Source organism: Gemmatimonadaceae bacterium, assembly GCA_036003045.1.
Taxonomy (GTDB): Bacteria; Gemmatimonadota; Gemmatimonadetes; order Gemmatimonadales; family Gemmatimonadaceae; genus JAQBQB01.
In genome coordinates, this window is record DASYSS010000070.1 from 1 (window position 1) to 24608 (window position 24608).

The window sequence follows — 24608 nt, forward strand, 5'->3', positions numbered from 1 at the left end:
TCGCGCCGTCGAGAACAGATGAGAGAAGCGGAGGTGGCGAGAGCACGATGTGCCCGCTCACGGGAACGAGACTGCTGGTCGGCGACTGCCAACTGATGATCGACTGGGCCGCCGCGTCGTCGGTCGCGAAGAATCGTTGAGACACGACGAGACCGACGACGACGGCCGCCGCCGCGGCGATCCACACTCGGGCGTGAGCTGCAGGACTTCACGTTGTCGCCGTGAAAGGCGAGCGAGCGCACGCGCGAGCGTCACAGTCCGCTCATCGTCCTCGACATGCCTGTCGGCCGGAATCGCCGAATCCGCCACGTCGCGCGCCGCCTCTGTCCGTTGGTGGCGAGTGCTCCACAACCACGCCCGCCGTCTTTCGGATCGTGCCGTCATTCGTATCACGCCGAACACCCAGGTCTTGAAGCTCGATTTTCCGCTGAAGCGCGCCCGTCCCGACACGATTCGGAGGTAGGCCACCTGAAGAACCTCCTCCGCCAAGTCGCGGTCGCGCGCGCAACACGTAAGGGCCCATCCCCAGCTCTCGGCGTGCAGACTCTCCAGGTCGCCTTCCAACGCGCAGCGTTCCACCGCCAATGGCCGAGGCTCGATCGCTGTCATGCTGGAGATGAGTGCCGGCGAAGCGCTCGTCATATGACGTCGGCCTTGAACGGACGCCCAGCGTCCTTGACGACGGGCTCCTTGATCGGAAGCCGGCTATCGGGTTGGCGCCGCCTGCGCGACGCCGGCGCTGTACCTGGGCCCGTCCTTCGCCGCGAGCAATTCGATCGCGGTCTGGTAAAGACGCGCGCGAAGCGTGTCGCGCTCCGAAGCCTGCGTGATGTAGCGCGCCACGATCTCGAAGCCGCTCGACGCCGGACGAATGCTGATCGACGGCGCGGCCTCGATCGTTGCGGCGTGCGGCGACCGCCGCGCCTCGCGCCACTCCTCCTGGGCTCGTTGCGCGCTCTCGGTCGTCGCGGCCTCGATCTGCGCCTCGAGGGCCGCGGCGATGGCGTGCGGGTCGCGCGCGGACGGGACCTGGATTCGAACTTCGTCCCACATCCAACGGCCGGACGTCGAGAAGTTGAAGTAGTGTCCTTCGATCGCGAAGCTGTTCGTGAACGTCACGCGGCGGCCCGTCGGGTGTGACTCGGACCACGCGCCGGTCTCGAGCAGCACCGTGTAGAACATGCCAATCTCGACTACTTCTCCGGTCACGCCGTTGATCTCGACCTGGTCGCCCACGCGGATGCCGTTCTTCCCCATCAGCACGAACCAGCCGAGGAAGCCCACGATAAAGTCCTTGAGTGCGACGGAGAGTCCGGCGGCGGCAAGCCCGAGGACCGTTCCAACGTCGTTCGGCGGACCGAACACGACCAGCAGGATCAAGAGAACGCCGAGCACTTGGAGCGTCGCGCGGGCGATCATGTAGATCGTTTGCGCGCGCCGGTGATCCGCCGTGCGTCCGCGCACCAGTCGTTCGAACCAGCGCGCGAGCAGCATTCCCACCAGAACGATGGAGAGAATCGTGGCGGCGCCGCGCAACACCTGGTTGAGCATGGCGCGCGCTTGTGACGCGACGACCGCGCTCCAACCGGAGTAGGTCTCGGACAGCCGGTGCTGATTATCGACGCGCTGGTCGAGCGTCGCGCGGCGCTTTTCGCTCGCGGCCCGGTTGCGCGTGAGCTCGAGGAGCGCCGCCGACGAGTCGTGCGTCAAATGCGCGTTTGCGCTGTCGACCATTCGCGCGACGCGCGCCTCGATGCTGTCGTGGCGTTGTTGGAAGATCGTGGCGAGAGAATCGGCCGAGCCCTTCGCGACGTCGAGCTGCCGAACCTTGTCGCGGAGCGTGAACACCGCGTCCGCGGCGCCGAGCATGCCGCGCGGCGGCGCCGCGCGGGTGATGACGATTCGCGTGCTATCCGACGCGCGTGAAGCCGCTTCGTGCTCGGCGACGATCGACTGAATTCGTCCCTGTGGGTCGCCGCCGGCGCGCTGCAAGTCTTGGCGGGCGTCGTCGACTTCGTCTTGGTCGAGCGCCAACTGTGCCTTCGCCAGCTCGAGCCGGTCGGTGAGCGCCTGCACGGTCGAGGGCCCCGCTTTCGCGACCGCGGCCGTGAGCTCGGTGACCTGCGCCTGATCGGCGGCGGCGGCGCGAAGGGCTTGATCGAGTTGCTGGGTGAGCTGCGAGACCTCCGGGGACTTGGTCGGCGCCTGCGTCGAGGCGCGGCGCACGGCTTGAGCAAAGGCGAGATCCATCTCCTGGTCCGCCAGCCGCAGCGCGTCGGAGGCGAACGACCGTTCCTCGGGGGTCGTCGGCTGTCTCACGAGCTGCTCGGCGGTCACGAGCGAGCTCTGATCGACGTTCAGCGACCGACGCGTGGCGCGCGCCTGAACGACCGTCTTTTGATTGGTGCGGAAAATCCCGATCCCCACGGCGACGAGCGCCGCGGCGATGAGGAGGAGGAAAGTGTTCTGTCTGAAACGCATGCGAGGGAGGAGGCCAGAGAGCTTGGCTTTTGGAATATCGGGGTTGGCGCAGATGAGGGGGAGCCCAACCCCGATCTCCTCTCCGCGGCGTCAGTCCGAGCGGAGAGCCTCGGTCGGGTCAACCATCGACGCTCGACGCGCCGGAATCCAGCTCGCCAACAAGGCGAACAGCGCGAGGAGTACCGTCGCGGCGGCGATCGTCGTCGGGTCCATCGGCGCGACCTCGAACAAGAACGACCGCACGAATCGGCCGACGATCGTGAGCAGCACCACACCCGCGACGATCCCGAACGCGCTGAGGGCGAGGCCCTGGCGCGCCACCATCACCGCGACGGAGGCCGGCTGCGCGCCGAGCGCGATGCGCACGCCGAGCTCGCGCGTTCGCAACGTCACGATGTACGCGATGACGCCGTAGAGGCCGACGACGCCAAGCGCGAGGGTCACGCCGGCGGCCACACCGAGCATGATCATCGTAAACGAGAGTCGGGCGAGCGATTCGCTCACCGTCGTCTCCATCGACTTGGCGTCGAAGGTCGGCAGAGCGGGGTCGAGCTCGCGAACGAGCTGGCGCAGCGATCGCGTCGTCGCTGCGACGTCACCCGTCGTACGCGCGACGAGCGCCATCCGCCAGCCCGGACCGTACAGCGTGTCCGGGGACACCGATTCCGGCATGTAAACGGAGGGAGTGGGCGCGCCGAAGAGCGACGTATCGCGCGCCGAACGCACGACGCCGATGACCGTGTGGTAGAAGCCTTTTGGCAGAACCTGAAATCGCTTGCCAATGGCTGACCTGCCGGTCGAGTCGCCGAAGGCGATCCTCGCGGTCTCGCTGCTGATGATCGCCTCGTCGCCGCGCTGGTTCTCCATGCGATCGAACATCCGGCCGGAAACGAGCTGCATTCCCATGGCGGTGAAGTAGCCCGCGTCGGCCACGCCGTACAAATGGAGCGAGCCGAGCTTCTTGGATGGATCCCACTGTCCTTCGACCAGCAACGGGTCCTGGTCCATGCTTCCGTTCTGCAACGGAAGCCGCGAGGAGAGGCCGAAGGCCGTCACGCCGGGCAAATGCTTCGCGCGCTCCGCGAGGTTGGCGTAGAATCGCACGACCGACGTGTCCGTCTTGTATCGCGTCTGCGGCAGCGAGACCCACACCGTCGCGACGCCGTCCGGTCTGAAGCCGGGTTGCACAGAGTGCAGTCGTTGAAAGCTTCGCAACAGCAAGCCGGACGCGACGAGCGCGACGAGGGCGAATGCCATCTGCGCCGCCACGAGGACGCCGCGCGCCCGCTGGCGCGAAGCTCCGGCCGTGCCGCCGCGGCCGCCGTCGCGAAGACCGGACAGCGCGTCGCCGCGCAAGAAACGAATCGCCGGAATCGCGCTGCACGCCACGGCGACGATCGCAGTGACGACGAGCGTGAACACGGCGACTCGCCAGTCCATTCCCACCTCCGAAAGCCTCGGCAGTTGCGCCGGGCCCGCCGCGACGAGCGCCCGCAGCGCGAAGGTGGCGGCGACGAGTCCGAAACCGGCCGATATCCCCGCGAGAACCGCCGCCTCAGTCAGGAAATGCGCGACGACGCGAGTGCGTCCGGCGCCGAGCGCGGCGCGCACCGAGAGCTCGCGATGCCGCCCGTCCGCGCGAACGAGAAGAAGATTCGCGACGTTCGCGCACGTCACGAGCAGAACGAGCAACGCGGCCGCGGCGACCATCCAGAGCGTTTTCGAAGCCTCGCCGACGATGTCGTCGCGCAAGGGATAGAGTCGCGGACGCGGCTTGGCCTGATCCATGAGCAACTGCGTCGTGACTCCCGGCGCGACCGTCGGAAACATGTCGACCATGCGCGGGAGCACGGACGCGAAGTCTCGCTCGGCGTCGGCCACGGTGACGCCGGGCTTGAGCCGCGCGATCGCCGAGTGATTGAAGCCGCCGGGATACGGATCCTTGGGATCGTGCCGCTGCGGCACCCAGATCTTCGTCGTCGCGTTCGGGAACGTGAAGCTCCCCGGCATCACACCGACGATTTCCGTCGACTTCTCGAAGATCGAGAGCTTCTTGCCGACGATGTTCGGGTCGCCGCCGAAGCGCGTGCGCCAGAGTCCCTCGCTGATGACGGCCACCTGCGGGCCGTCCTTCACGTCCTCTGCTTCGGTGAAGGTGCGCCCCACCAGCGGGTTCACTTCGAGGAGTGGAAACAGATTCGCCGTGACCCACGCGACGGGGAGACGATCGGGTTCCACGCGACCGTCGGGGTCGGACACGTTTGCCGACCCGCTGTTGTAGGTCGCGATCCCGGAGATCGTGCGCGCGAGTCGCTTGTACGTGTAGTAGGTGCCCGTCGTCTGCTGGGCCTTCATCAATCCGATCGGCGGCAGGTCGTGCCATGCGCCGATCAGCTGCTCAGGATGGCCGTACGGCAGCGGTCGCAGCAGCACCGCATCGACGACGGCGAAGATCGCGGCCGCCGATCCGATGCCGATCGTCAGCGTGGCGACGACCGCGAGGCTGAACCCCGGGGCGCGACGGAGCGAGCGAACGGCGTACGAGATCGGCGACCACGGTTTCATGGCACGGCTCGCGGAGGGGTGACGTCTCCCCTACGGGGCCGGCGCGCCGAGGTTTCCGACGGCGCGCCGGCGTTCCGGCCGTTCGGTCAGGCGGCGCCGCTCGCGGCCGTTGCTCGCTCGCGGGCGCGTTGGCGCTCTTCGCGCTGTCTCGTGAGGTGCGGCACGACGCCGATCATCCGCTCGATGAGCATGAGCTGACCGCGATGATGCATCTCATGCTCCTTGATCGACATCAGATTCTCGAGGCGCGTCTTGGGATTCTGGCCCATCGGATCGGTGAACGTCTCGTGGAGGAATTCGGGCGACATCGATTCGAGCCATCCGGCGACGCGCTCTCCTTCTGACTCCAGCAGCGCGATCGTCGCCGCCTTGTCGAGCGGGGCCCGCTCCTTCGCGGCGGTCTCTCGGCTGACCGCGCCGAAGTCGTAGCCTTGAAGCGTGGTGATGTGACGCTTGCGGTGAATGTCTTCGTAGAAGTTGGACGCGAAGGCGATGTGGCGAAGCAGCTCACTCACCGATCGCGCGCCGGGCGCCGGCACGAAGTCGTAGCTGCTCTCCGGAATGTCGTTCGCGATTTGAAGCGTGTTGCGGCGGACCGTTCGATAAGCGTTCGCCAGCTCTGTCGCACCGTAGGCGGTCATCGATCGTTTGTTCGGGTTGAGGAGATTGGGAATGCGCGGCGAGTTCGTCCGCTCGACGTAAAATGTCGACGAGTCGCGCGATCTGGAATTGCTCGGCCAAGTCCAGGCTGGGTACATTCCCACTTGGCCATCACGCTCAAGGTCCCCGTCAAGAACCCGTGGGCAGGCCTGCGCGGCCTGCCTCGCACGGTGTGGATCGTCGCCGCGACCTCGCTCGTCAACCGCGCGGGGATGATGGCGCTGCCGTTTCTCGTGCTGTATCTGACCGGACACCTCGGCACGTCGGCCTCGCTCGCCGGACTCGCCGTGAGCGCGTACGGACTCGGCGGAATCGTCACCGGCCCCATCGCGGGCCGCCTCTGCGACCGGCTCGGACCGTTCACCGTGATGCGCGCGTCGCTCGCGCTGACCGGCGTGATGCTCATGGTGATTCCGCTCGCGCATTCGTTCACGGTGGTCGTGCTGCTCGTGTTCGTCTGGGCGCTCATCGCGGACGCGAACCGCCCGGCGACGATGGCGGCGCTCGGCAGCGCGGCCGCTCCCGAACAACGCAAGGCGGCGATCGCGCTCAATCGGCTAGGCGTGAATCTCGGCATGAGCATCGGTCCCGCCGTCGGCGGATTTCTCGCGCTCGTATCGTTCCCGCTGCTGTTCGTCGTCGACGGCCTGACGTCGCTCGCCGCCGCTGTCGTCCTCTCGCTGTTGTTGCGACCCGAGGACATTCGCCTCGTAGCGCCCACGCTGCATGCCGCCGGCGATGAGAGCTCCGATGCGGTGTCCGCCCCGCGACCTACCGGGCCGCCGGCCCACCCGGGCGTTTGGCGCGACCGCAGCGCGCTGACGTTCCTCCTCGCGATGGTTCTCGTCGGGCTCGTGTTCACGCAACACCAGGGCGCGATGTCGGTGTATCTGGTGCGCGACCTACACTATCGCGAGTCGTTTTTCGGCTCGCTCTTCGCCGTCAACACGCTGATGATCGTCGCGATCGAAGTGCCGCTCAATCTCGCCATGGCTCACTGGCCGCATCGGCGCGCGCTCATCCTCGGCATGCTGCTGACCGGAATCGGCTTCGGCGCGATGGGAGTCGCGAAGAGCATCGCGCCGCTCATCGTCACCGTCGTGATCTGGACGTTCGGCGAGATGATCACGTTCCCCGTGGGCACGGCGTATCTCGCCGACCTCGCTCCGCGCGGCCGCATGGGCGAATACATGGGAGCGTACTCGAGCACCTTCAGCTTGGCCGTGATCATTGGTCCGTGGGCGGGAACGGCCGCGCTCGATCGGTTCGGCGGCGCCGCGACGTGGGCCGGCGTGCTCGTCTGCGGTCTCTTCGCCGCCGCTGTGACGGCGTTGACCCATCCGCAACCGGCGGAGGAGTCCGGTCTCGATCTCGTTTCTTCGTAGGCCAACCAGCCTTGTCGCCAACGAGTTCGTACGCCGTCGGGCAGCCGCGGGCGAAACCGCTCGGCAAGACGCGTTGACCGGAACGACATAAACAGAAAAGAACCTCTTTTGCGGAGGCCTCGCGGCACGAAATGAGCAAAGTTCAGCTCGGGGCCGCCTGCGATTTCTAGAGAGGCACGGCCGCCCTGGTTCAGCGTAACCGACGAGGCCGCCACAGTGAGTCCAAGCTCCGATCCGCCCCGCGATCCGCAATCGAATTCGCGCGAATCGCCGGATGAATCGCAACCCGATTCTCGAGAAGAGTCTCGTACAGAGCCTCGCGCCGAGTCCGGCGACGAAACTCGCGCCGAGTCCGCTGGCGAGTCTCGCGCCGAGCCCGCCGGTGAACCACCCGCGGATTCAGGCGGCGCGCCTCCCTCCGAACCGAAGATCAAGCCTCGCGGACGGCGAGAATCGGGCGGCGACGCGGAGCTGATCGGATCGCTCGCTGAAAATTTTCGCGTGATCGGCGAGGTGCGCGGTCCGGACGGCGTACGCCGGTTCGTCGCCGTGCGGGACGACGATCATCAAGAAGTCGTGATCGACGTCATCCAGGTGAGCGGCGCGGTGGGGAACGACCTCGCTCATCTCGCGTCCGACGTGCAGCTGCGATCGACGATGAGCCACCCGAAGGTGCCGCCGATCATCGAAGGATTGTGGCTCGACGCGAACCGCTACGCGTGCATCTCGGAGCGCATCAAGGGCGACACGCTGCAAGAACGTCTCGACCGTGGCGACCGCCCGGGCACTGCTGAAGTCGCGACGATCCTGAATGACGTGAAGGCTGTCCTCGATTGGGCGCGCGCTGGCGGCGTCGTCCATCGGGGGGTGTCTCCCGATTCGATCATCATCGAGCAGGACACGAATCGGCTGCTCGTGACACTGACTCCCACACCTATTCCCCTCGCGGGGCTCCCGGGAGAAGTCGCCGACGCGCGCACGCTCGGAGCGATCGCGTGGTCCCTTTTCACTGGACGGCGCTTCGTCGACGACGACGCGCGTCCGCCGCTGGGCGAGTTGTGCCCGAATCTCGCGGCACGCGTCGCCGACGCGACCGAGCGGATTCTTCGAGCACGCCCGAGCGATCGGGCCCCGGATGCGGCGGCGTTCATCGGCATCGTGGCTGTGGGCGACGTGCTCAAACAGGCCGAAGTCGAATTCGCCGCGCTCGACGAGGAATTCGCGTCGCACTTCACCGGCGATCGATCGAGCGAACCGTCGGGAGGGGAGGCGCCGGAGCGACTGCTCACCGCCAGATCGCCGGGTGCGCGAGAGTCGATATTCGCGCTCGGCACCATCGCCGCGCTCGTGCTCTTGATCGCGCTCGGCGTGGGTCTCGCCGGCCGGCAGCATCGCGCGGCGGCGCCGATCGTCGCGCAGCAGATGCCGACGGTACCAGCGCCGGGCGGCGTCGATTCGGGCGCGCCCCCGATGCGCAACGACAGCATCCTCACGCACTCGGCCGCGGGCAACGTGGCGGATTCCGCCGTCCGTATCCAGGACAGCATCCTTCGCGAGAATTCGCTCCGCGACAGTCTGATGCGCGATAGCGTGATGCGCGATAGCATCGTGCGGGACCGCGCGGGCCGCATGCGGCGAATGCGCGACAGCCTCGACCGCGACAGTCTGGATCGCGACAACGCGCGCCGCGACAGTCTCGACGAAGACGCCTATCGCCGCGACAGCGTCCGCAACGCGTTCCGCGCCGAGGCTCGGCGGGACAGCGTGCGCCGCGACAGCATTCGCCGCGAATTGTCGCGAAGCGACAGCGCGCGGATCGACAGCCTGCGCAGCCAGGCGTTGCTCCAGGACAGCATTCGCCGCGCGGCGGCGAAGCGCGACAGCATCAAGCGCGACAGCGTCCGGCGAGATACACTTCCCCGGCGCCCGCCCGATTCGACCCGTCCGCCTCCCGACAGCATTCTTCGTCCCGACAGCATTCGACGAGACAGCGTTGGCATTCCACCCGCGCGTCCCCCTCACGATTCGCGAGGCACGACGCGATGAGCTCCAAGCGGTCCACGAGCTCACGCGCCGCGCGTACGCCGAGTACGCGACGGCCATGGACCCCACGTCGTGGGAGGCGTTGAGTGGCGCGATCGACGCGGGGCTGGCGAGCGATCAGGAGATGGATCGGATCGTGGCACTCGAGGGCGACACGATCGTCGGGAGCGCGCTGCTCATGGCGCCGACTGAGGACGCATACACGGGGTTCGGCGTTCGCGTCACCGCCCCCGAGGTAAGGCTCGTCGCCGTCGACCCATCGGCGAGAGGGCACGGTATCGCGCGCGCGCTGATGGACGAATGTCTTCGCCGTGCGCGCGCGTCGGGAGCGACCGAAATCGGGCTGCACACCTCTCGCAGCATGCAGGCGGCGATTCGGATGTATGAAGGAATGGGCTTTGAGCGCGCACCGGAGAACGATTTTCAGCCGCCGGGAACCGAGCGGGTGATCGGATACAGGCTGATGCTGAAGTGATCCGTCTCCGGTCACCGGGAACATCGGTGACCGGGAACCGCTATTCGTATCGCAGCGCTTGCATCGGATCGATCCGGCTCGCCCGCAGCGCTGGAATGAGCCCGGCGCCCAGCGCGACGACGCTCAGAGCCACGGCCGCGACGACGATGACCATCGGGTCGTGACCCTGCAGTTGGTAGAGTAGCGACTGCGCCGATTTGCCGATTCCGACCGCGCCCAGAATTCCGATCACTCCGCCGATGAGCGCCATGCGTCCCACTTGCATGAGCACCATCGTGCGGACGCGGACGCCGTTGGCGCCGAGCGCCATGCGCACGCCGATTTCGCGAGTGCGCTGAGCGACGGAATAGGCGAGCACGCCGTACAGGCCCACGGCGGCGAGCAGCGTCGCAAGAACCGCGAACGACGCCGACAAGGTCGTGATCATGCGATCCAGGAACACGTTCTCCTCGACCTGCTGAGGCACGAGCTTGAGCTCCTCGATGGGAATGTTCGGGTCGACCTGCTTCATTGCCGCCGGGATCGCGCGCAGGATCTGCACGGGCGGGAGCGATGACCGAACATAGAAGCTCAGGCTGTTCACGCGCCCGACTTGTTTGTACGGACGCACGAAAACCGGCGGAATCGTGTCTTTCACCTCGGAGTACTTGGCGTCTCTCACCAATCCGATGATCGTGATGTCGAGCGAGTCGTTGTCCATCGACATCTTCTTGCCGACCGCGTTCCGGCCGATTCCGAACTTCTTCGCGAAGGTCTCGTTGACGATCGCCACCTTCATCGAACCCGCCTCGTCGAACTCGGTGAAATCGCGGCCCGCGAGCAACGGGACGCCGATGACGTGGAAGTAGTTCGCGCTGGCAATGTTGTATCGTGAGCCGTTGTCGGTGTCCGGCCCTTTCTTGAATCCCTCGACCGCCACGCCCTCGCCCCAGTTGTTTCCGGCGAGCAGTTGGATCGCCGCCGCCGTCACCCCGATCACGCCCGGGATAGACGACAGCGCTTCTTCGATTCGCGGGTAGAGCGCCAGCGCCCTCGTCGAGTCGTACCCGCTCCGCGCCGGCGACACCGTGAACGTCACCATGTTGTCGATGTTTACCCCGAGCTCGACGCGGCTGATGTTGCGAAGGCTCTTCACGAACATGCCGGCCGAAGCCAGCAACGCCATCGACAGCGCGATCTGCGCGGTGACCAGCCCCGAGCGAAAACGCGCGGCGCCGCGGCTGCCCGAGAGTTTGCCGGAATTGTTGCGCAGTTCAGTCACGAGATCCGGCCGCGTGCTGTGCAGCGCCGGCACGATTCCGAACAACAGGCCCGTCGCGGCCGAGACGAGCATCGTGAACGCGAGCACTTGCCAGTTGAGCGAAAAGTCGAGCGTCCTGGCAATGTTCGGCGGCAGCATCGACGTGATGCCGGCGAGCGTCCAGTGCGCGATCGCGATCCCCGCCAAGCCACCCAAGGCGGCGAGGAGGAACGATTCGGTCAGCAGCTGGCCGATCAGTTGGCGGCGGGTCGCACCCAACGACAACCGCACCGCCATCTCCATGCTTCGATTCGCCGCGCGCGCCAGCAACAGGTTGGCGATGTTGGCGCAAGCGATCAGCAGGACGATGCCGGTGATCCCGAAGAGCAGCGTAATGGGCGTGCGCGACGACTTGATGATGCTGCTCTGACCGCGGCGCCCGTCGGAGAGCAGGATCTTCTTGGCGCGGAACTCCTGCTTCGTTCGGTCGCTCATCCCCTTCCGCTGCGGAGCCTCGACGTCGTTGATGATAGAGTGGTAGACGGTATTGACCGAACTCGCTGCCTGGTCGAGCGAGGCCCCCGGCTTCAGGCGACCAAACAGATAGACCCAGTAGCTGTCTCGACGCTCGTATCCCGTCCAACCTTGCGTCAGGACGCCGCGCATGGTGATCGGTACGAAGACATTCGGACGCGAGCCGAGCGTCGTGCCGGTAAACCCCTTCGGCGCGACACCGACGATCGTCATCTGCTGGCCATTGATCGTGATCTGCTTGCCGATCACGCTCTGGTCGGACCCGAGCTGAGTCTCCCAGTACCCGTAACTCAGGACCGCGAGATAGTTGCCCGCGATCGTTTCGTCGTCACGCGACGTGAACAGTCGGCCGAGCGCCGGACGAAGCCCGAGCACGGAGAAATAGTTTCCCGTGACGTACACTCCACGCCCGCTGATCGGCGTCTGTCCGGACATCGCGATGCTCACGCCGAACAGGAAGTGGCCCGCGATCCCACTGAACGACGTGTTCGCTTTTTGAAGATCCCGAAGCATCGGGTAGCTGAACACTTCGTCGCAGCCGCCGGCGTCGTTGCACGAGTTGCTGCCGTACTGGGGGCCGGGGGCCTTGAAGTTGGCGAGCCGCGCCGGGTCGGACACAGGCAGCGGCCGAAGCAGTAGCTCCTCGAACAGCGAGAAGATGCCGGCGTTCGCGCCGATGCCCAGCGCCAGTGACAAAATGGCGACGACGGCGACGAACGGCGTCTTGAACAGCGTGCGAAAAGCGAGCTTCAGATTCCGCATTTACGCGCTCGGGACTCTGGGTTGAGGAGCGGGTACTGAGTACTTCGACAACCCAGAGCCCCGAAACGGTTGAGACCTCGGCTAGAAAACCACCGACTGCTTGTTGATCACGATCGGGTCGAGCCCCAGCCGCTTGGCTTCCGCGTTGAACGCCGGCAGATCTGTCTTGAGGATGATCGTGAGCCGGTCGGTTTGCGTCTTCAGCTCACCCTTGAGGTCGTTGAAGATCGGATAGGCGCTGGCGATCGGCTTGGCGTCTCCACGCGACACGACGCCGAGCAGCGCGGCGAGCCGGTTGTTGACTTTGATCGGGAAGTTGAGCGGATCCTGACCACTCTGATTCCGCACCTGATAGATCTCCTCTTCGACGGCGTTCAGGTCCGTCGACAGCTTGTCGCCGGCCGCCTTGAGCTTGTCGTCCTGCGACTTCTTGAGCCGGTCGTCCACCTGCGTCTTGATGGCGCGCGACTGCACGACGGAGGCGTTCGCTTCGCTGACCTTGTCGCGCAATTGGATCGCCAGCGCGAACTGTGCTTGGAGATCGGCGTCGGTCGCGTCGTGATTCGGATTGCGCTTGACGATGAGCGGCTGCGTGAGGGTCTTGCCGTCGGCGATGAGCCGAACCGTGTATTTCCCCGGCGGCGCCGACGGGCCATTGGTCGATCCGCCCCACAGAATCATTCCCGGGAATGTCGTCGACCCGGCGTACTGAAGGTCCCAGTTGAACGTATTGAGCCCCGCGACGCGTCCGGGGTTCGCGGCCCCGCCACCGAAGCCGCCGCGTCCACCGCCTCGGCCTCCGCGACCGCCGCCGGCCGCTTCACCGCCCGCGGCCGAATCAGCACCGCCACCCGGAACGCCTGCGTTGGCCGCGTTGAGCGTCGCGCGTCCACCACCACGGCCACCCCGACCACCGGCGTTCGCGGTATCCGGATAACTGCGGATGACCTGACCCTTCGCGTCGAGGATCTCGATGCGAACGTTTTGCGCGGGCTGCTTGAGCACGTACTGAATCGTCGCCTGCGTGCCGGATCGATACGCGGCCGCCGGCTTGAACAGCACCGGGTCGGCGCCGGCCATCGTCGTCGCGCTGTATTGCCGCAGCGGCTCGATGTTGTCGAGGATCCAGAACCCGCGACCGTGCGACGAGACCGCGATGTCGCGCTCGGTCACGATGAGGTCCCACATCGGGACGTCGGCAAGATTCAGGTTGAGCGACTCCCAGTGGTCGCCGTCGTCGAACGAGACGTAAACACCGTGCTGCGTCGCCGCGTAGAGAAGGCCTTTTCGCGCCGGATCCTCGCGCACCGCGTGCACGAAGTCGTCGCCCCGGATGCCGGTGACGATCTTCGTCCACGTCTTGCCCATGTCGTGGGTGCGGTAGATGTACGGCGCCTTGTCGTCGAGGAGGAATCGTTTCACCGCCACGTACGCGGTGGCCGAATCAAAAGCCGACGCGTCGATCAGGCTCACTCGGCCGAAATCGGGCATGTCCTTCGGCGTGACGTTGCTCCACGACTTGCCGCCATCTTTCGTGACGCTGACGACGCCGTCGTCGGACCCGGTCCAGATGACATTCGTCGTGCGCTTGGAGGGCGCGATCGAGAAGATCACCGCGTAGACCTCGGGGCCGTTCATGTCGCGCGTGATCGGACCACCCGACGGACCCATCGTCTTCGGGTCGTGACGCGTGAGGTCCGGGCTGATGCGCTCCCAGCTGTCGCCACCGTTGGTGGTCTTCCACAGATGCTGCGAGCCGGTGTAGAGCGATTTCTTGTCGACCGGCGAGAAGATGATCGGGTACGTCCACTGCCAGCGCTCCTTGATCACGGCGGATTCTTCGCCGGAGAACATGCGCGGATACGGGCTCACCTCGCGGACCTCGCCCGTTCGTCGATTGAGCTTGGTCAGAAAGCCGCCGCCGTTCGCGTTCGTGCCCGAATAAAAAACGTCGGGATCGCGCGGATCGGGCGCGATGTAGCCGTCCTCGGAACCGCCGGGACTAAAGTCCGCCGCCCCGCCGCCACGGCCTCCTCCTCCTCCTCGACCGCCGAACGTCGGCGCCGTCGGGACGCAGGTTTCGCTCGCGTCTTGCTGCGAACCGCACACGAAGTACGGGACGTGCGACGTCGCGACGACGTGATAGAACTGTCCGGTCGCAACGGTCTTCGCCGTCCACGTCGGGTTGTCGGCCTGCGCGTTGAAGGTGATGTCGCCGCCCGGATCGGCCGCGTGCAGCACGTGATTGTCGTCGTCGGGATCGATCCACAGATCGTGCGAGTCGCCGCCGGCGAATTGCTGCTGCGCGAACGTCTTGCCGCCGTCGCGCGAGCGGAACGTGCCGACGTTCTCGACGTAGACGAGATCCTTGTTCTTGGTGTCGGCGAAGACGTGCGTGTAGTAGAACGCGCGCTGCCGGAAGCGGCGCTCGTTGTTGACGAGCGACCAGGTCGTGCCGCCGTCGTCGGTGCGGAACAAGCCGCCGTTCTCGTTTTCGACGAGCGCGAAGACGCGGTTCGGATCGACCGGCGAAATGGAGATGCCGATTTTCCCGTCGATGCCGGCCGGCAAACCGCTGACGTGCGTGATGTCGGTCCAGGTCTCGCCGCCGTCGGTGGATTTGTACAGAGCGCTTCCCGGGCCGCCGCTCGACATCATCCACTCTTTTCGATACGCCTCCCAGAGTGAGGCGTACATGATGTTCGGATTTGTGCGGTCGATCTCCACGTCGGCCGCGCCGACGTTCGGGCCCGTGAACAACACCTTCTTCCACGTTTGGCCGCCGTCTGTGCTCTTGAAGACGCCGCGCTCCTCGCTCGGCACGCCGTATTTCCCGAAGTCGGCGACGAAGACGATGTTCGGATTCGTCGGATGGATGCGGATCCGCGAGATTGCGTCCGAGTTCGAGAAGCCGACGTGCGTCCACGTCTTCCCGGCGTCGGTCGATTTGTAGACGCCGTCGCCCGGCTGAACGTCGCCGCGGAGGCACGACTCGCCCATCCCAATGAAGACGACGTTCGGATCCGTCTCAGAGACGGCCACGGCGCCGACGGACGAGCTCTTGATCTGCCCGTCGGTGACGTTGGTCCACCGCTCGCCGCCGTCGGTGGTCTTCCACAGGCCTCCGCCGGTCGCGCCGAAGTAGCCCACTTTGGGCTGGCCCTTGACGCCGGAGATCGCGATCGACCGGCCGCTGTGCTCCGGTCCAAGGCTCCGCCATCGCAGACTTTTCAGGATCACCGAGTCGGTTGCTGCGGTGCGAAGCAGGTAGCCCGGACGCTCTGCGCCACGGGTCAATCCAACCGCGGCGGCGACACCGCCGAACGCCAGCATCGCCGACACGCCGGCTCGAACAAGCCGTCGAATCATGCCAAATGTCTCCAACGAGAAATGGGGGAGGGGACAGGAGAGCGATCGAAGATACCCGCCCGAGAAACTTGCCAAGGAGCGCATGACGTCGCCATGCTCTCGGCCGAGTCCGTCAGCAGGCGTTGCCGGCTCCGTCGTCTGCCGTTCGCGTCCACCGGCCCACCGGCCCACCCGTCCACCCGTCCACCCGTCCACCCGTTCTCTCCCGAGCCTCGCATGTCGATCAACTATCTCGCGGTGCTGGTGTCCGCCGTCGTGATCTTCATCCTCGGCGGGTTGTGGTTCTCGCTGCTCTTCGCGAAGCCTTGGCTGCGCATGATGGGCGTGAGCGATCCGCAGCGCTCGCCTGGCGCCGCGCTGTTCGTGCAGTTCTTCGTCTGCGCGCTGCTGACGTCGTGGACGATGGCGATGATTCTGAGCCACGCGGGCGCGATGGAAGCGGGTCGCGCGGTCGGGTTTGGGCTCATTTGCTGGCTTGGTTTTGCCGGTGCGACGAGCTACTCGACCGCGAAAGCGGGCAAGAAGCCTGTTGCATTATGGGCCATCGAGACTGGATACAACCTCGTCTCGTTCGTGCTCGCGGCGGTCATTCTTTCCGCCTGGCATTGAGGCCGGCGCACAAACCTGCTCGGTTCGCGTTTTCCCACAAACTTTAGCAAGTGGCAAATTGCGAATCACAATTTCGCTTGTACGTGACGTTCGATTTCTATAGAATGGTCGACCCCTCTCCCCTCCCTCGACCGGAGGATCGGATGTCCGATTCCAGATTTTCGATGCGTGTCGCCGCGATGGCTGCTTGCGCGGTGACCTTTGGTTTAGCGGCTTGTTCTGACTCAGTCGTTCCCACCGCGTCTCCATCGGCCAGCGCATCGCGCGACGCCGGCGGCATTCCGAACGGCGGCAACGGAAATGCGTTCGCCTATGGCCACGTGAAGGTGTGCGCCGCTCCGCCGGTGGGCGAAGCGTCGTGTCACTCGTGGATCACGATCGACGACAAAGGCAATCCGCTCGTGACCTCTGGGCCGACGGGCTTCAACCCGGCAGACCTCCAGGCCGCCTACAACCTCACCACGGGCGGAACGTCGGTGACCGTCGCGATCGTCGACGCGTATGACGATCCGAACGCCGAGTCGGACCTGGGCGTGTACCGAGCCAAGTTCGGACTCCCGGTATGTACGACGCAGAACGGCTGCTTTAGAAAGATCAACCAGAACGGCGGGTCGACTCCTCCACGCGCCAACGCCAGCTGGGCGGAGGAGATCTCCCTCGATCTCGACATGGTTAGCGCGATCTGTCCGAACTGCCACATTCTGCTGGTTGAGGCCTCCTCGAACTCGTTCGCGAATCTGGCCGCGGCGGTCGACCAGGCGGCGGCGCAGGGAGCGATCGCCATCTCGAACTCTTACGGTGGCAACGAGTATGCGGGCGAGGTATCGGACGAATCGCACTTCAAGCATCCGGGCGTCGCGGTCACCGTGAGCTCAGGCGACAATGGGTTCGGCGTCGAGTTTCCGGCGGCGTCGCAGTGGGTCACGGCGGTCGGCGGCACCCACCTCACCCATAGCGGAAGTGTCTGGACGGAGACGGTCTGGAGCGGCGCGGGCAGTGGATGCAGCGCCTACATCACCAAGCCCTCATGGCAGCATGACGCATGCGCGAAGCGAACGGTCGCCGACGTTTCAGCGGTCGCGGATCCCAACACCGGGGTTTCGGTCTACGACACGTACGGCCTGAGACCGCGCGGTGGGTGGCTGGTGTTCGGCGGAACGAGTGTTGCCGCCCCAATCATCGGTGCGGTCTACGCACTCGCGAAGGATCTGGGCCAGACCAGCTACGGCTCGCTCTCATACGGCGCCGCCGCCGGCTCACTGTTCGACGTCGTGTCGGGTTCGAACGGGAGCTGCCAGGGATCCTATCTCTGCACGGCCGGCGCGGGATACGACGGGCCCACGGGCAACGGCTCGCCGCGCGGCACAACCGCATTCTAGATCAGAGGCCTCGAACAACGGGCTCGGCGATTCGCCGAGCCCGTTTCGTTTTCGGCTCGAGAATTCGACGGTTTCCACTTTGGAACCCCGATCCCTCCCGGGCGTGCTCTCTTGTCGGCCGCCAGACGCTTCCATACAATTGGTCTCCGCGCCCCGGCGATGGTGCGCTGCTCCGCTTTCCGCCCCCTTCGGAGGCTCCATGCACCGGTCGTATCACGCCGCACAAATCGTCGCGAGCGTTGCGTGCGCCGCAACGCTCTTTCTCGCCGCATGCTCGGACTCCGCGGTCACTCCACCCAGTCGAGACGTCGCGTCGGGCGGTCCTAGTCGGACGCAGATTGTCTCCGCGAACGGCCGCCACGAATTCCACACGAAAGACTGGTATCAGACGAACAACGCCAATGGCAATTCGCACGGCCACGGTGGTGGTGGCGGCGGAGGCTCAACCGGAATTTCGTATCACGGCGGACCGGTCCTGCAGGGCGGTACAAACGTGGTCGCGATCTATTGGTCCTCGGGGCGGATCTACAACGGCGGCCCCACGGCGCCGAGCACCGGCGCGGGATCCGCGGACAACTCGCTCGTCGGATATTTCCTGAACCATCTCGGCGGGTCGACTTACTTCAATATCAACACGACATACACCGACGGAAGCGGGCGCGCCATCGTCAATCAAGTCAACTACACGTCCTACTGGGCGAATGACGTCAACGCGCCGTCAGGGACGCAGTCGGTCAGCGATTCGCAGATGCTGTCGATGCTGGCGAGCGGCTTCAGCTCAGGCGCAATCCAATACAATTCCAGCACGCTGTACCTGATTTTCACGGCCGGCGCCGTCAACCTCGGTGGCGGATTCGGCACCCAGTATTGCGCGTACCACGGGTACGGGACGGTCAACGGCCAGACCGTCAGATACGCGGCGATGCCGTATGACTACGCATATCCGAGTGCCTGCACCAATGGCACCGCCGCGGCCAACGGAGACCCGGGCGCCGACTACGAAGTGAACACGATCGCCCACGAGACGGAGGAAACGACAACCGACGAGCTCTTGAACGCGTGGTACGATGTGCGCGGGAACGAGAACGCCGACAAGTGTGCTTGGAATTTCGGTTCCACGTATGTGGGTGCCGGCGGCGGAGTGGCCAACATTCACGTTGGCACCAAGGACTTCTTGGTGCAGCAGAATTGGGTGAATGCCGGATCGGGCGGCTGCGCACAGGGGTGGCCTTTGCTTTGAGCAGTCCGCTCCAAGATCAGCCACGAACGCATCGGGTTCGGCACTCGCCGAGCCCGATGTTTTTTTTCTAGAACAACCCGACCTTTCCTTTCACCGACGCGATGAGCTTGGCCGGGTCGTAGCCGATGCCTTGCTTGAACACGAGTGAGACTTTTCGAATGTCCTCGATGCGCGCCGACGGGTCGCCGTCGATCACGACGAGATCGGCCTGCTTGCCGGTGGTGATCGAACCGATCTTGTCGGCCCGGCCGAGGTACGTCGCGCCGTTCAGCGTGCCGACCTTGATCGCCTCGACAGGCGAAAGTCCGCCCTCGGCGAGTAATTCGATCTGTCGTTGGTCCGAGTAGCCGGGAATCACGCCGCCGCCGCCGGTCGGATCCGTCCCGGAGATCAGCAGCCCACCCGCTCGAAGGAAGCTGATCTCCATCGCGCGCTCCTTCGGAAAGAGCGCGGCGTAGTTCGACCGCGCGCTGTTCTGCGCGGCGCGGGTGCGCTGCTGCTGGAATTGGTCGCGGAGCTCCGGCACCAGCACGTCGAGTCCGGGCGGCTCCGGCCGGCCGGCTGTGAACGTCTCGAAGACCGTCAACGTGGATGTCATTGCGACGTGTCGCTTCACCAGCTCCGCGACGAGCGACCTGAACGGAGCGCCGGCCGTGTCGAGCGCGGCGATCGACGCTTGCCCGACGCCTTGCCCCGGGCAAATGTCCGGCTTCTTGCCGGCGACGAAGTCCGTGGACGCGAAGAAGCCGTGTTCCAAGTCGTCGATCCCGAGCTCGGCGGCCTCGCGATAGGTGACCGAGCAGAGATGGCCCGTCGTCTTGATGCCGCGCTTGTGTCCCTCGTCGATCGCCGCCTTGAGCTCATCGCGCGTGATGTGCATGTACGCCTTGAGCGACGACGCCCCCATGTCCGTCCAGTAGTCGACGAGGCGCCGCGCGTCGGCGGCGTCCGTCAGCTCGTGCACCTGCGGCAAATTCAGCCCGGGCCCCTCGAGGTACGGCGCGGTCGCGTCGATCCACGGGCCCGCACGTTCACCGCGGTCGATCGCCCGCTTCACCCCGATTTCGCCGAACCCATTCATGTTCCCGCCGCTGCGCATCGACGTCACGCCGCCGGCGAGGTAGAGGCGAGTGAAGCTCTCGGCGAGATATGCGTAGACGCCCGGTCCGGTCGGGTAGAAGAGATGCTCGTGGACCATGACGAGTCCCGGAATCACCGACTTCCCTGAGAGATCCATCACGAGAGCGCTCGCCGGCGCGCTCGTCGACGCCGACGGTCCGAGCGCGGCGATCCGCCCGTCACGAATCACGACCGTTTGATCCGTGCGAGCCGGCGAGCCGGTGCCGTCGATCACGCGAACGTGCGTCAGCGCGACGACGTTCGTGTCGACCTGAACGAATGGTCGCACAGCGGCGGCGATGGTCGGCCGCTGTGCGATCAGGGTTGCGGGCGCCGCCAAAATGGCGACGACGAGCTGCCGAATGCCGAAGGAGGATGGTGAGCGCATGGCGCTCAGCTTATCGCCCATCCTCCTCGGCGTCGAGGTGCGCTACGCGTTCGGGGCCACGTCATAGCGTCTTGAGATACGCGATGAGCGCGGCTTTCTGGTTCGTTTTGAGACCGGCGAATCGATCGCGCGACCGGGATGCTTCACCGCCGTGCTGCGCGATCGCGTCCTCGAGCGTCGGCGAACGCGCATCGTGCAAAAAGTGCGTGCGAAATCGAAGACCCATGAGCGGTTCAGTGCGGAACTCCGAGGCGCCGGCGCCGCCGCGACAAATGTCGGCGAGTCCCGGTCCCATGTCGTGCAGCAGCAAATCGGTGAATGCCTGAACGTTCACGTTGCTGAGCGCCGCGATGGACGACGGACCGGTGCGGAGGCTGGGCACGTGACAGGTGGCGCAGCCGATCGACGAAAACAGTTGGCGTCCGTCGTTCGCGTCCGGGCCGCCGTGGAGCTGGGGCGGCGGCGCCAGGAAGCGCACGAAATCCGTCGCGAGAGCGAGGTCGTCGTCGCTGATCTCCGGCCCGGGAATCGGATCGATGGTTTCGTCGAACGGGAACGGGATGCCGGCGAGCCGCTGTTCGGCCGGCGCGATGCTGCTCGTGATGCCCATCTCGTTCTGGAACGCCCCGGCATTGAAGCCCAGGAGCGTGACGTCCGTCGCCTTCCGTCCGAAGCGGGCCACTTCGCCGCTCACCATGCTCGGTCGTCCACGCACGCCGTCGCCATTCGCATCGGTCGGGTCGGCGAGAGCGATGATCGTGCTCGCGGGAATGGCCTCGAGAAGCCCGAAGCCAAACAATGCCGGCGTCGTACGATGCGCGGCGTGACTTCCCGCCTGCGACGGAATCGCCTCGGCGAGGTAGTCGGGATAATAGGTCTGCAGCATCGCCGTCGTATGATGCTGGATGACCGCGCCGCCGAACGCGGCGAGATCGAGGCACGCTCCATCCGATTCGACCGACACGTGCATCTCTACGTCCTCATCCAGATCGTCGCCGAACCCGCCGGTCGACGGCTCCTCGTGGCAACTCGCGCACGCGTTCGAATTGAACGACGGCCCGAGGCCCGTCTGGTCCGTGAACACACGGCTGAAGACCGCGCGTCCGCGATTGAACCGATCGAGTTGATCCGGCGTCAGGCCGGGGAGCGGTTCGTCGAGCTGCTCGTCGTCGCCCGAGACGTCTCTGCTCGATCCTTGCGCGACGACCGCGCTGCGCGGCGCCGATGGCGGTGAGTCGAGCGTGCACGCCGAGAACACGAGAGCAATCGTTCCGGCGGCGGCGAGGTGGGGTCCGCGTCGCATGGGGAGCGCTCCGATGAAAGGCGCGCCATGCTATCGTCGCGCACCGGCACCCGCGGTGCGCCGCAGCACAATTTTTATGAAATTCTAAAGACAGTTCTGCTCGCTTGGATGCTCGACGCGTGATCCTTTGCCTTGTTGCGAGCTCAGCGGCGTCCAGCGTGCTATGGCACCGGCGGCGGGGCTGATAACCGATACGCGAGCACCGTCGCCGCGCTGGAATTCGCCGTGGCTACCGACCGATCACCGCATCGCCCAGGCGAGAAACCGTTCGGTGTAATACAGGCTCAATTGAGAGCTCACCCCGTCGAACACCTCGTCGAAACCGTGTTCCGCCCACGGGATCTCGAGATACGCCGCCGGCGTTCCCGACTCGTTCAGCTTCTCGGCGAACACCCGCGCGTACTTCGCTTCGACGACGTTGTCTCGCCCGCCGTAGATCAAGAGCGTCGGCGGCAGCGAACGGCCTCGGTCGGCGGTGGCGTACGACATCGGCGACGCGTCGGCGTACTCTCTGGGGAATTTGCCGGGCCCACCACCGATGTATTCGTCCATGATCGACTGGACGTTCAGCGGATCCGGACGCGGGGGATCCCGATACGATGTGGGCAGATCGATCGGACCGTAGAAGCTGATCACTCCGCGCACGCCCGGCCGCTGCTTCGCGTATGCCGCGAGCAGCGCTAGCTGGCCGCCGGCCGACCGCCCGAGCAACACGACCCGCGTCGTGTCGGCCTCGTACTCATTCGAGTGCGCGTTGATCCACGCGAGTGCGGTGTCGACGTCCGCCAGTTGTCCCGGCCAGCGCGTCTCGGGCGCGCGCCGATAGTCGATCGAGAACACCACATATCCGGCATTCGTCAGCCACTCGGCGAAATTGGAATGGTCCTCTGGCGCGCCGTTTTGCCACGACCCGCCGTGAATCTGCACGACCACGGGGAATCGTCCCGGCTTCTGCGGGCGATACACGTCCAACGTCAACGCTCGGCCGTTCCGGGAAACGAACGTCAGGCCGCGATCGACCCGCGCATCGTTCGTCGAGATGCCCCGGAACAGATCCAGCGCGCTCACGGGGGCCGCGCGAAGCGGCGCGGCCGGCTCGCGGATCATCACTCCGCTCTGACCGTCGAGCTCGTGAATGGTGGCGCTCAGCCTGAAAAAGATGCTTTCGGCGAGTCCCAACGCGATCAAACCAATCAGCGCGCCAAGCTGCGCGAGACGGGAGCGCGACGCGCTACGGAGCGCGAAGATGATGCCGAGGAGCGCGACGACCCCGAGCCACGCGCACAGCTCGGGCGCCGCGACGGCGAGGCGGAGGAAGAAATAGCTGGGCGGCGGAATGAAGATCCACATGGCGCCCAACAGCGCGGCGACCGCGAGCGTGATACCCGTCCAGCCGGTGACGCCCGGGCCCGTGGGCAGCGGCGCCTCACCCGGCTCTTCAATCTCCCAACGGCTCTGCCATCGAGAGGCGGGGGGGGGAGTCACGTCAGCGGTTTCGTTCACTCTTGTCGGTTCGGTCTGCCTTCGTTCGGCGGTCCGCGCGAGCCCTGGCGACGAGCTGCTTCACCTCGGCCATGAGCGTGGGACCGTGATAGGGGATGCCGTCCTTGATCGTCCACTCGACACCGCCGGTGTGCACCGGCTTGCCGTTCTTGATGTCGTCCACGCCGGTTGGGTAGAGGACCTTCAGGTTCTCGAGCGGATTGCCGTTTACCACGATCAGATCCGCCTTGAATCCCTGACGAACGCGACCCAATTCGGTTTCTTTGCCGAGGATGCGCGCGTTGTTGAAAGTCGCGTGCTGGACGACCTTGATCGGATTGAAGCCGGCTTCCTGGTGCAGCTCGAGCTCGCGCAGCAACCCGAAGCCGTACATCTGGTAGATGAACCCGGCGTCGTCTCCCGCGCCGACAAGTCCGCCCTTTCGCTCGAAGTCGCGGACGGCGCTCATCCAGATTCTATAGTTCTCTTTCCAGAACGTTTCGTCGGTCGACGTCCAGCCGAAGAAGTACGATCCGTGGTTCGCCGGGTCGGGCTTGAAGTACTCCTCGAGCGTCGGATGGAGGTAGTCGCCGAACCAGGGCTGCGTTTTCGCGCGCTGCAGATCGCGCGACGCCTCATAAATGTCGAACGTCGGCACCCACGCGACATGTCGCGCGACCATCGAGTCGAGCACCATCTGCAGCCGCGCCGGGTCGGCCTCGCGCCACAGATGTCCGGCCCATCGGAAACGGTCCGTCTCGTTGTTGTAGTTGTAGTACGACGGAAAATTCTGGACGCCGTCGACGATCGCCGCGTCGGGGATGCCGTACCAATGCTCGATGCTGGTCGTGCCGAAGTGAATGTCGTCCCAGGCGTTCGTCTCCTCGACACCGACGTGATGCGCGATGCGCAGTCCTTCCTTGTGCGCTTCGTCCTCCATCACCTGCATGATGTCGCGGTCGATGCCGAGCAGCTTGATGCCGTCGGCGCCCATTGCCTTGAGTGAACGCACGCGAGCGCGCGCCGAATCGGCGTTGGTCGGCCGGCCGAACTGCGGATAGACGAAGATGCGCGGCGCCTGGAGCGTGCCCTTGTTGCTCGCATCTCGCCACGCCAGCGCCTTCCTCGTGTCGCTGCCGACGTCGCGCACCGCGGTGATGCCGCACGCGAGCCAGATCTTGAACTCGTACTCGATCGGCTGCGCGGTGCCGCCGCGTTCATCTTGCAGGTGCGCGTGCGCGTTGATCAGCCCGGGCAATACGTACTTGCCGCTCGCGTCGATCTCCGCCGTGTTCGCGTCGGCACGCGGTCGGCGATCTGCGCCGTTGCGCCCGAGCGCAACCGGATCGAGCGCGACCAACTGCGTGATCATCCCGCCCTGCACGACGATGTCGAACGGGCCCTTTGCGGGGGTGCCGTTTCCGTCGACGACGGTAGCGTTTCTGATGATCAGTCGTGCCGGACGCGTCCCGCTGACGACCGCCGTCTGCGCGACGGCCGAACCAGCGGTGAGCGCCAATGCCAGCAAAGGAGGGAGGCGCCGCATCGGATGATCATCATATACCCGGAGAAGG

General features: G+C 65.6%; 16 protein-coding genes. 6 read left to right on the plus strand and 10 right to left on the minus strand.

Features of this window, described 5'->3' with window-relative positions:
• The 4 genes from VGQ44_16855 to VGQ44_16870 form a co-directional block, all read right to left on the minus strand.
• A partial coding sequence (locus VGQ44_16855) for a hypothetical protein (protein ID HEV8448503.1) occupies nt 1–187 on the minus strand: 187 nt, incomplete at its 3' end.
• A 518-nt stretch (nt 188–705) separates the two neighbouring features.
• Nucleotides 706–2481, minus strand: coding sequence for a mechanosensitive ion channel domain-containing protein (locus VGQ44_16860; protein ID HEV8448504.1), 1776 nt, complete (start codon nt 2479–2481; stop codon nt 706–708).
• A 90-nt stretch (nt 2482–2571) separates the two neighbouring features.
• Complete coding sequence (locus VGQ44_16865; protein ID HEV8448505.1) at nt 2572–5046, minus strand: ABC transporter permease; 2475 nt, start codon at nt 5044–5046, stop codon at nt 2572–2574.
• 86 nt (nt 5047–5132) lie between these two features.
• The gene (locus VGQ44_16870; GenBank protein ID HEV8448506.1) at nt 5133–5687 is read right to left on the minus strand and encodes a DinB family protein; all 555 of its coding nucleotides are present in this window, start codon (nt 5685–5687) and stop codon (nt 5133–5135) included.
• A 123-nt stretch (nt 5688–5810) separates the two neighbouring features.
• Between VGQ44_16870 and VGQ44_16875 the strand changes: the two genes are divergently transcribed.
• The 3 genes from VGQ44_16875 (at nt 5811) to VGQ44_16885 (ending at nt 9609) form a co-directional block, all read left to right on the plus strand.
• Nucleotides 5811–7091 (plus strand): MFS transporter, encoded by a 1281-nt coding sequence (locus tag VGQ44_16875; GenBank protein HEV8448507.1) that lies wholly within the window; start codon nt 5811–5813, stop codon nt 7089–7091.
• A 501-nt stretch (nt 7092–7592) separates the two neighbouring features.
• Complete coding sequence (locus VGQ44_16880; protein ID HEV8448508.1) at nt 7593–9137, plus strand: hypothetical protein; 1545 nt, start codon at nt 7593–7595, stop codon at nt 9135–9137.
• The gene (locus VGQ44_16885) at nt 9085–9609 is read left to right on the plus strand and encodes a GNAT family N-acetyltransferase (protein HEV8448509.1); all 525 of its coding nucleotides are present in this window, start codon (nt 9085–9087) and stop codon (nt 9607–9609) included. Before VGQ44_16880 ends, VGQ44_16885 begins: the two co-directional genes overlap by 53 nt.
• 40 nt (nt 9610–9649) lie before the next feature.
• Here VGQ44_16885 and VGQ44_16890 read toward each other — a convergent pair whose 3' ends face one another.
• On the minus strand, nt 9650–12145 hold the full coding sequence (locus tag VGQ44_16890; protein ID HEV8448510.1) for an ABC transporter permease: 2496 nt from the start codon (nt 12143–12145) through the stop codon (nt 9650–9652).
• An 81-nt stretch (nt 12146–12226) separates the two neighbouring features.
• On the minus strand, nt 12227–15514 hold the full coding sequence (locus tag VGQ44_16895) for a glycosyl hydrolase (GenBank protein ID HEV8448511.1): 3288 nt from the start codon (nt 15512–15514) through the stop codon (nt 12227–12229).
• 216 nt (nt 15515–15730) lie between these two features.
• On the opposite strand from VGQ44_16895, the gene VGQ44_16900 reads away from it, so the two are divergent.
• The 3 genes from VGQ44_16900 (at nt 15731) to VGQ44_16910 (ending at nt 18742) form a co-directional block, all read left to right on the plus strand.
• Entirely contained in the window at nt 15731–16123 is a 393-nt protein-coding gene (locus VGQ44_16900; GenBank protein ID HEV8448512.1) for a DUF1761 domain-containing protein, read from the plus strand.
• Between the two features lie 143 nt (nt 16124–16266).
• Nucleotides 16267–17502, plus strand: a complete 1236-nt coding sequence (locus tag VGQ44_16905) for a S53 family peptidase (GenBank protein ID HEV8448513.1) — start codon at nt 16267–16269, stop codon at nt 17500–17502.
• A 199-nt stretch (nt 17503–17701) separates the two neighbouring features.
• Nucleotides 17702–18742: a hypothetical protein gene (locus VGQ44_16910; protein ID HEV8448514.1), complete on the plus strand. Its 1041-nt coding sequence runs from the start codon at nt 17702–17704 to the stop codon at nt 18740–18742.
• A gap of 67 nt (nt 18743–18809) precedes the next feature.
• On the opposite strand, the gene VGQ44_16915 is transcribed toward VGQ44_16910, so the two are convergent.
• The 4 genes from VGQ44_16915 to VGQ44_16930 all read right to left on the minus strand — a co-directional run bounded on the left by VGQ44_16915 (nt 18810) and on the right by VGQ44_16930 (nt 24580).
• Nucleotides 18810–20249 (minus strand): amidohydrolase family protein, encoded by a 1440-nt coding sequence (locus VGQ44_16915; protein ID HEV8448515.1) that lies wholly within the window; start codon nt 20247–20249, stop codon nt 18810–18812.
• A 61-nt stretch (nt 20250–20310) separates the two neighbouring features.
• A complete protein-coding gene (locus VGQ44_16920; protein ID HEV8448516.1) occupies nt 20311–21552 on the minus strand; it encodes a di-heme oxidoredictase family protein in 1242 nt (413 codons plus the stop codon).
• A 240-nt stretch (nt 21553–21792) separates the two neighbouring features.
• Complete coding sequence (locus tag VGQ44_16925; GenBank protein HEV8448517.1) at nt 21793–23037, minus strand: alpha/beta hydrolase; 1245 nt, start codon at nt 23035–23037, stop codon at nt 21793–21795.
• Between the two features lies 1 nt (nt 23038).
• On the minus strand, nt 23039–24580 hold the full coding sequence (locus VGQ44_16930; GenBank protein HEV8448518.1) for an amidohydrolase family protein: 1542 nt from the start codon (nt 24578–24580) through the stop codon (nt 23039–23041).
• Nucleotides 24581–24608 lie beyond the last annotated feature (28 nt).

What these genes read in the sequence shown, in the direction of transcription:
- VGQ44_16895 (HEV8448511.1), bottom strand. Translation starts at nt 15,514, where the DNA reads ATGATTCGACGGCTTGTTCGAGCCGGCGTGTCGGCGATGCTGGCGTTC.
- VGQ44_16865 (HEV8448505.1), bottom strand. Translation starts at nt 5,046, where the DNA reads ATGAAACCGTGGTCGCCGATCTCGTACGCCGTTCGCTCGCTCCGTCGC.
- VGQ44_16870 (HEV8448506.1), bottom strand. Translation starts at nt 5,687, where the DNA reads ATGACCGCCTACGGTGCGACAGAGCTGGCGAACGCTTATCGAACGGTC.
- VGQ44_16890 (HEV8448510.1), bottom strand. Translation starts at nt 12,145, where the DNA reads ATGCGGAATCTGAAGCTCGCTTTTCGCACGCTGTTCAAGACGCCGTTC.
- VGQ44_16860 (HEV8448504.1), bottom strand. Translation starts at nt 2,481, where the DNA reads ATGCGTTTCAGACAGAACACTTTCCTCCTCCTCATCGCCGCGGCGCTC.
- VGQ44_16930 (HEV8448518.1), bottom strand. Translation starts at nt 24,580, where the DNA reads ATGCGGCGCCTCCCTCCTTTGCTGGCATTGGCGCTCACCGCTGGTTCG.
- VGQ44_16920 (HEV8448516.1), bottom strand. Translation starts at nt 21,552, where the DNA reads ATGCGACGCGGACCCCACCTCGCCGCCGCCGGAACGATTGCTCTCGTG.
- VGQ44_16900 (HEV8448512.1), top strand. Translation starts at nt 15,731, where the DNA reads ATGTCGATCAACTATCTCGCGGTGCTGGTGTCCGCCGTCGTGATCTTC.
- VGQ44_16910 (HEV8448514.1), top strand. Translation starts at nt 17,702, where the DNA reads ATGCACCGGTCGTATCACGCCGCACAAATCGTCGCGAGCGTTGCGTGC.
- VGQ44_16905 (HEV8448513.1), top strand. Translation starts at nt 16,267, where the DNA reads ATGTCCGATTCCAGATTTTCGATGCGTGTCGCCGCGATGGCTGCTTGC.
- VGQ44_16915 (HEV8448515.1), bottom strand. Translation starts at nt 20,249, where the DNA reads ATGCGCTCACCATCCTCCTTCGGCATTCGGCAGCTCGTCGTCGCCATT.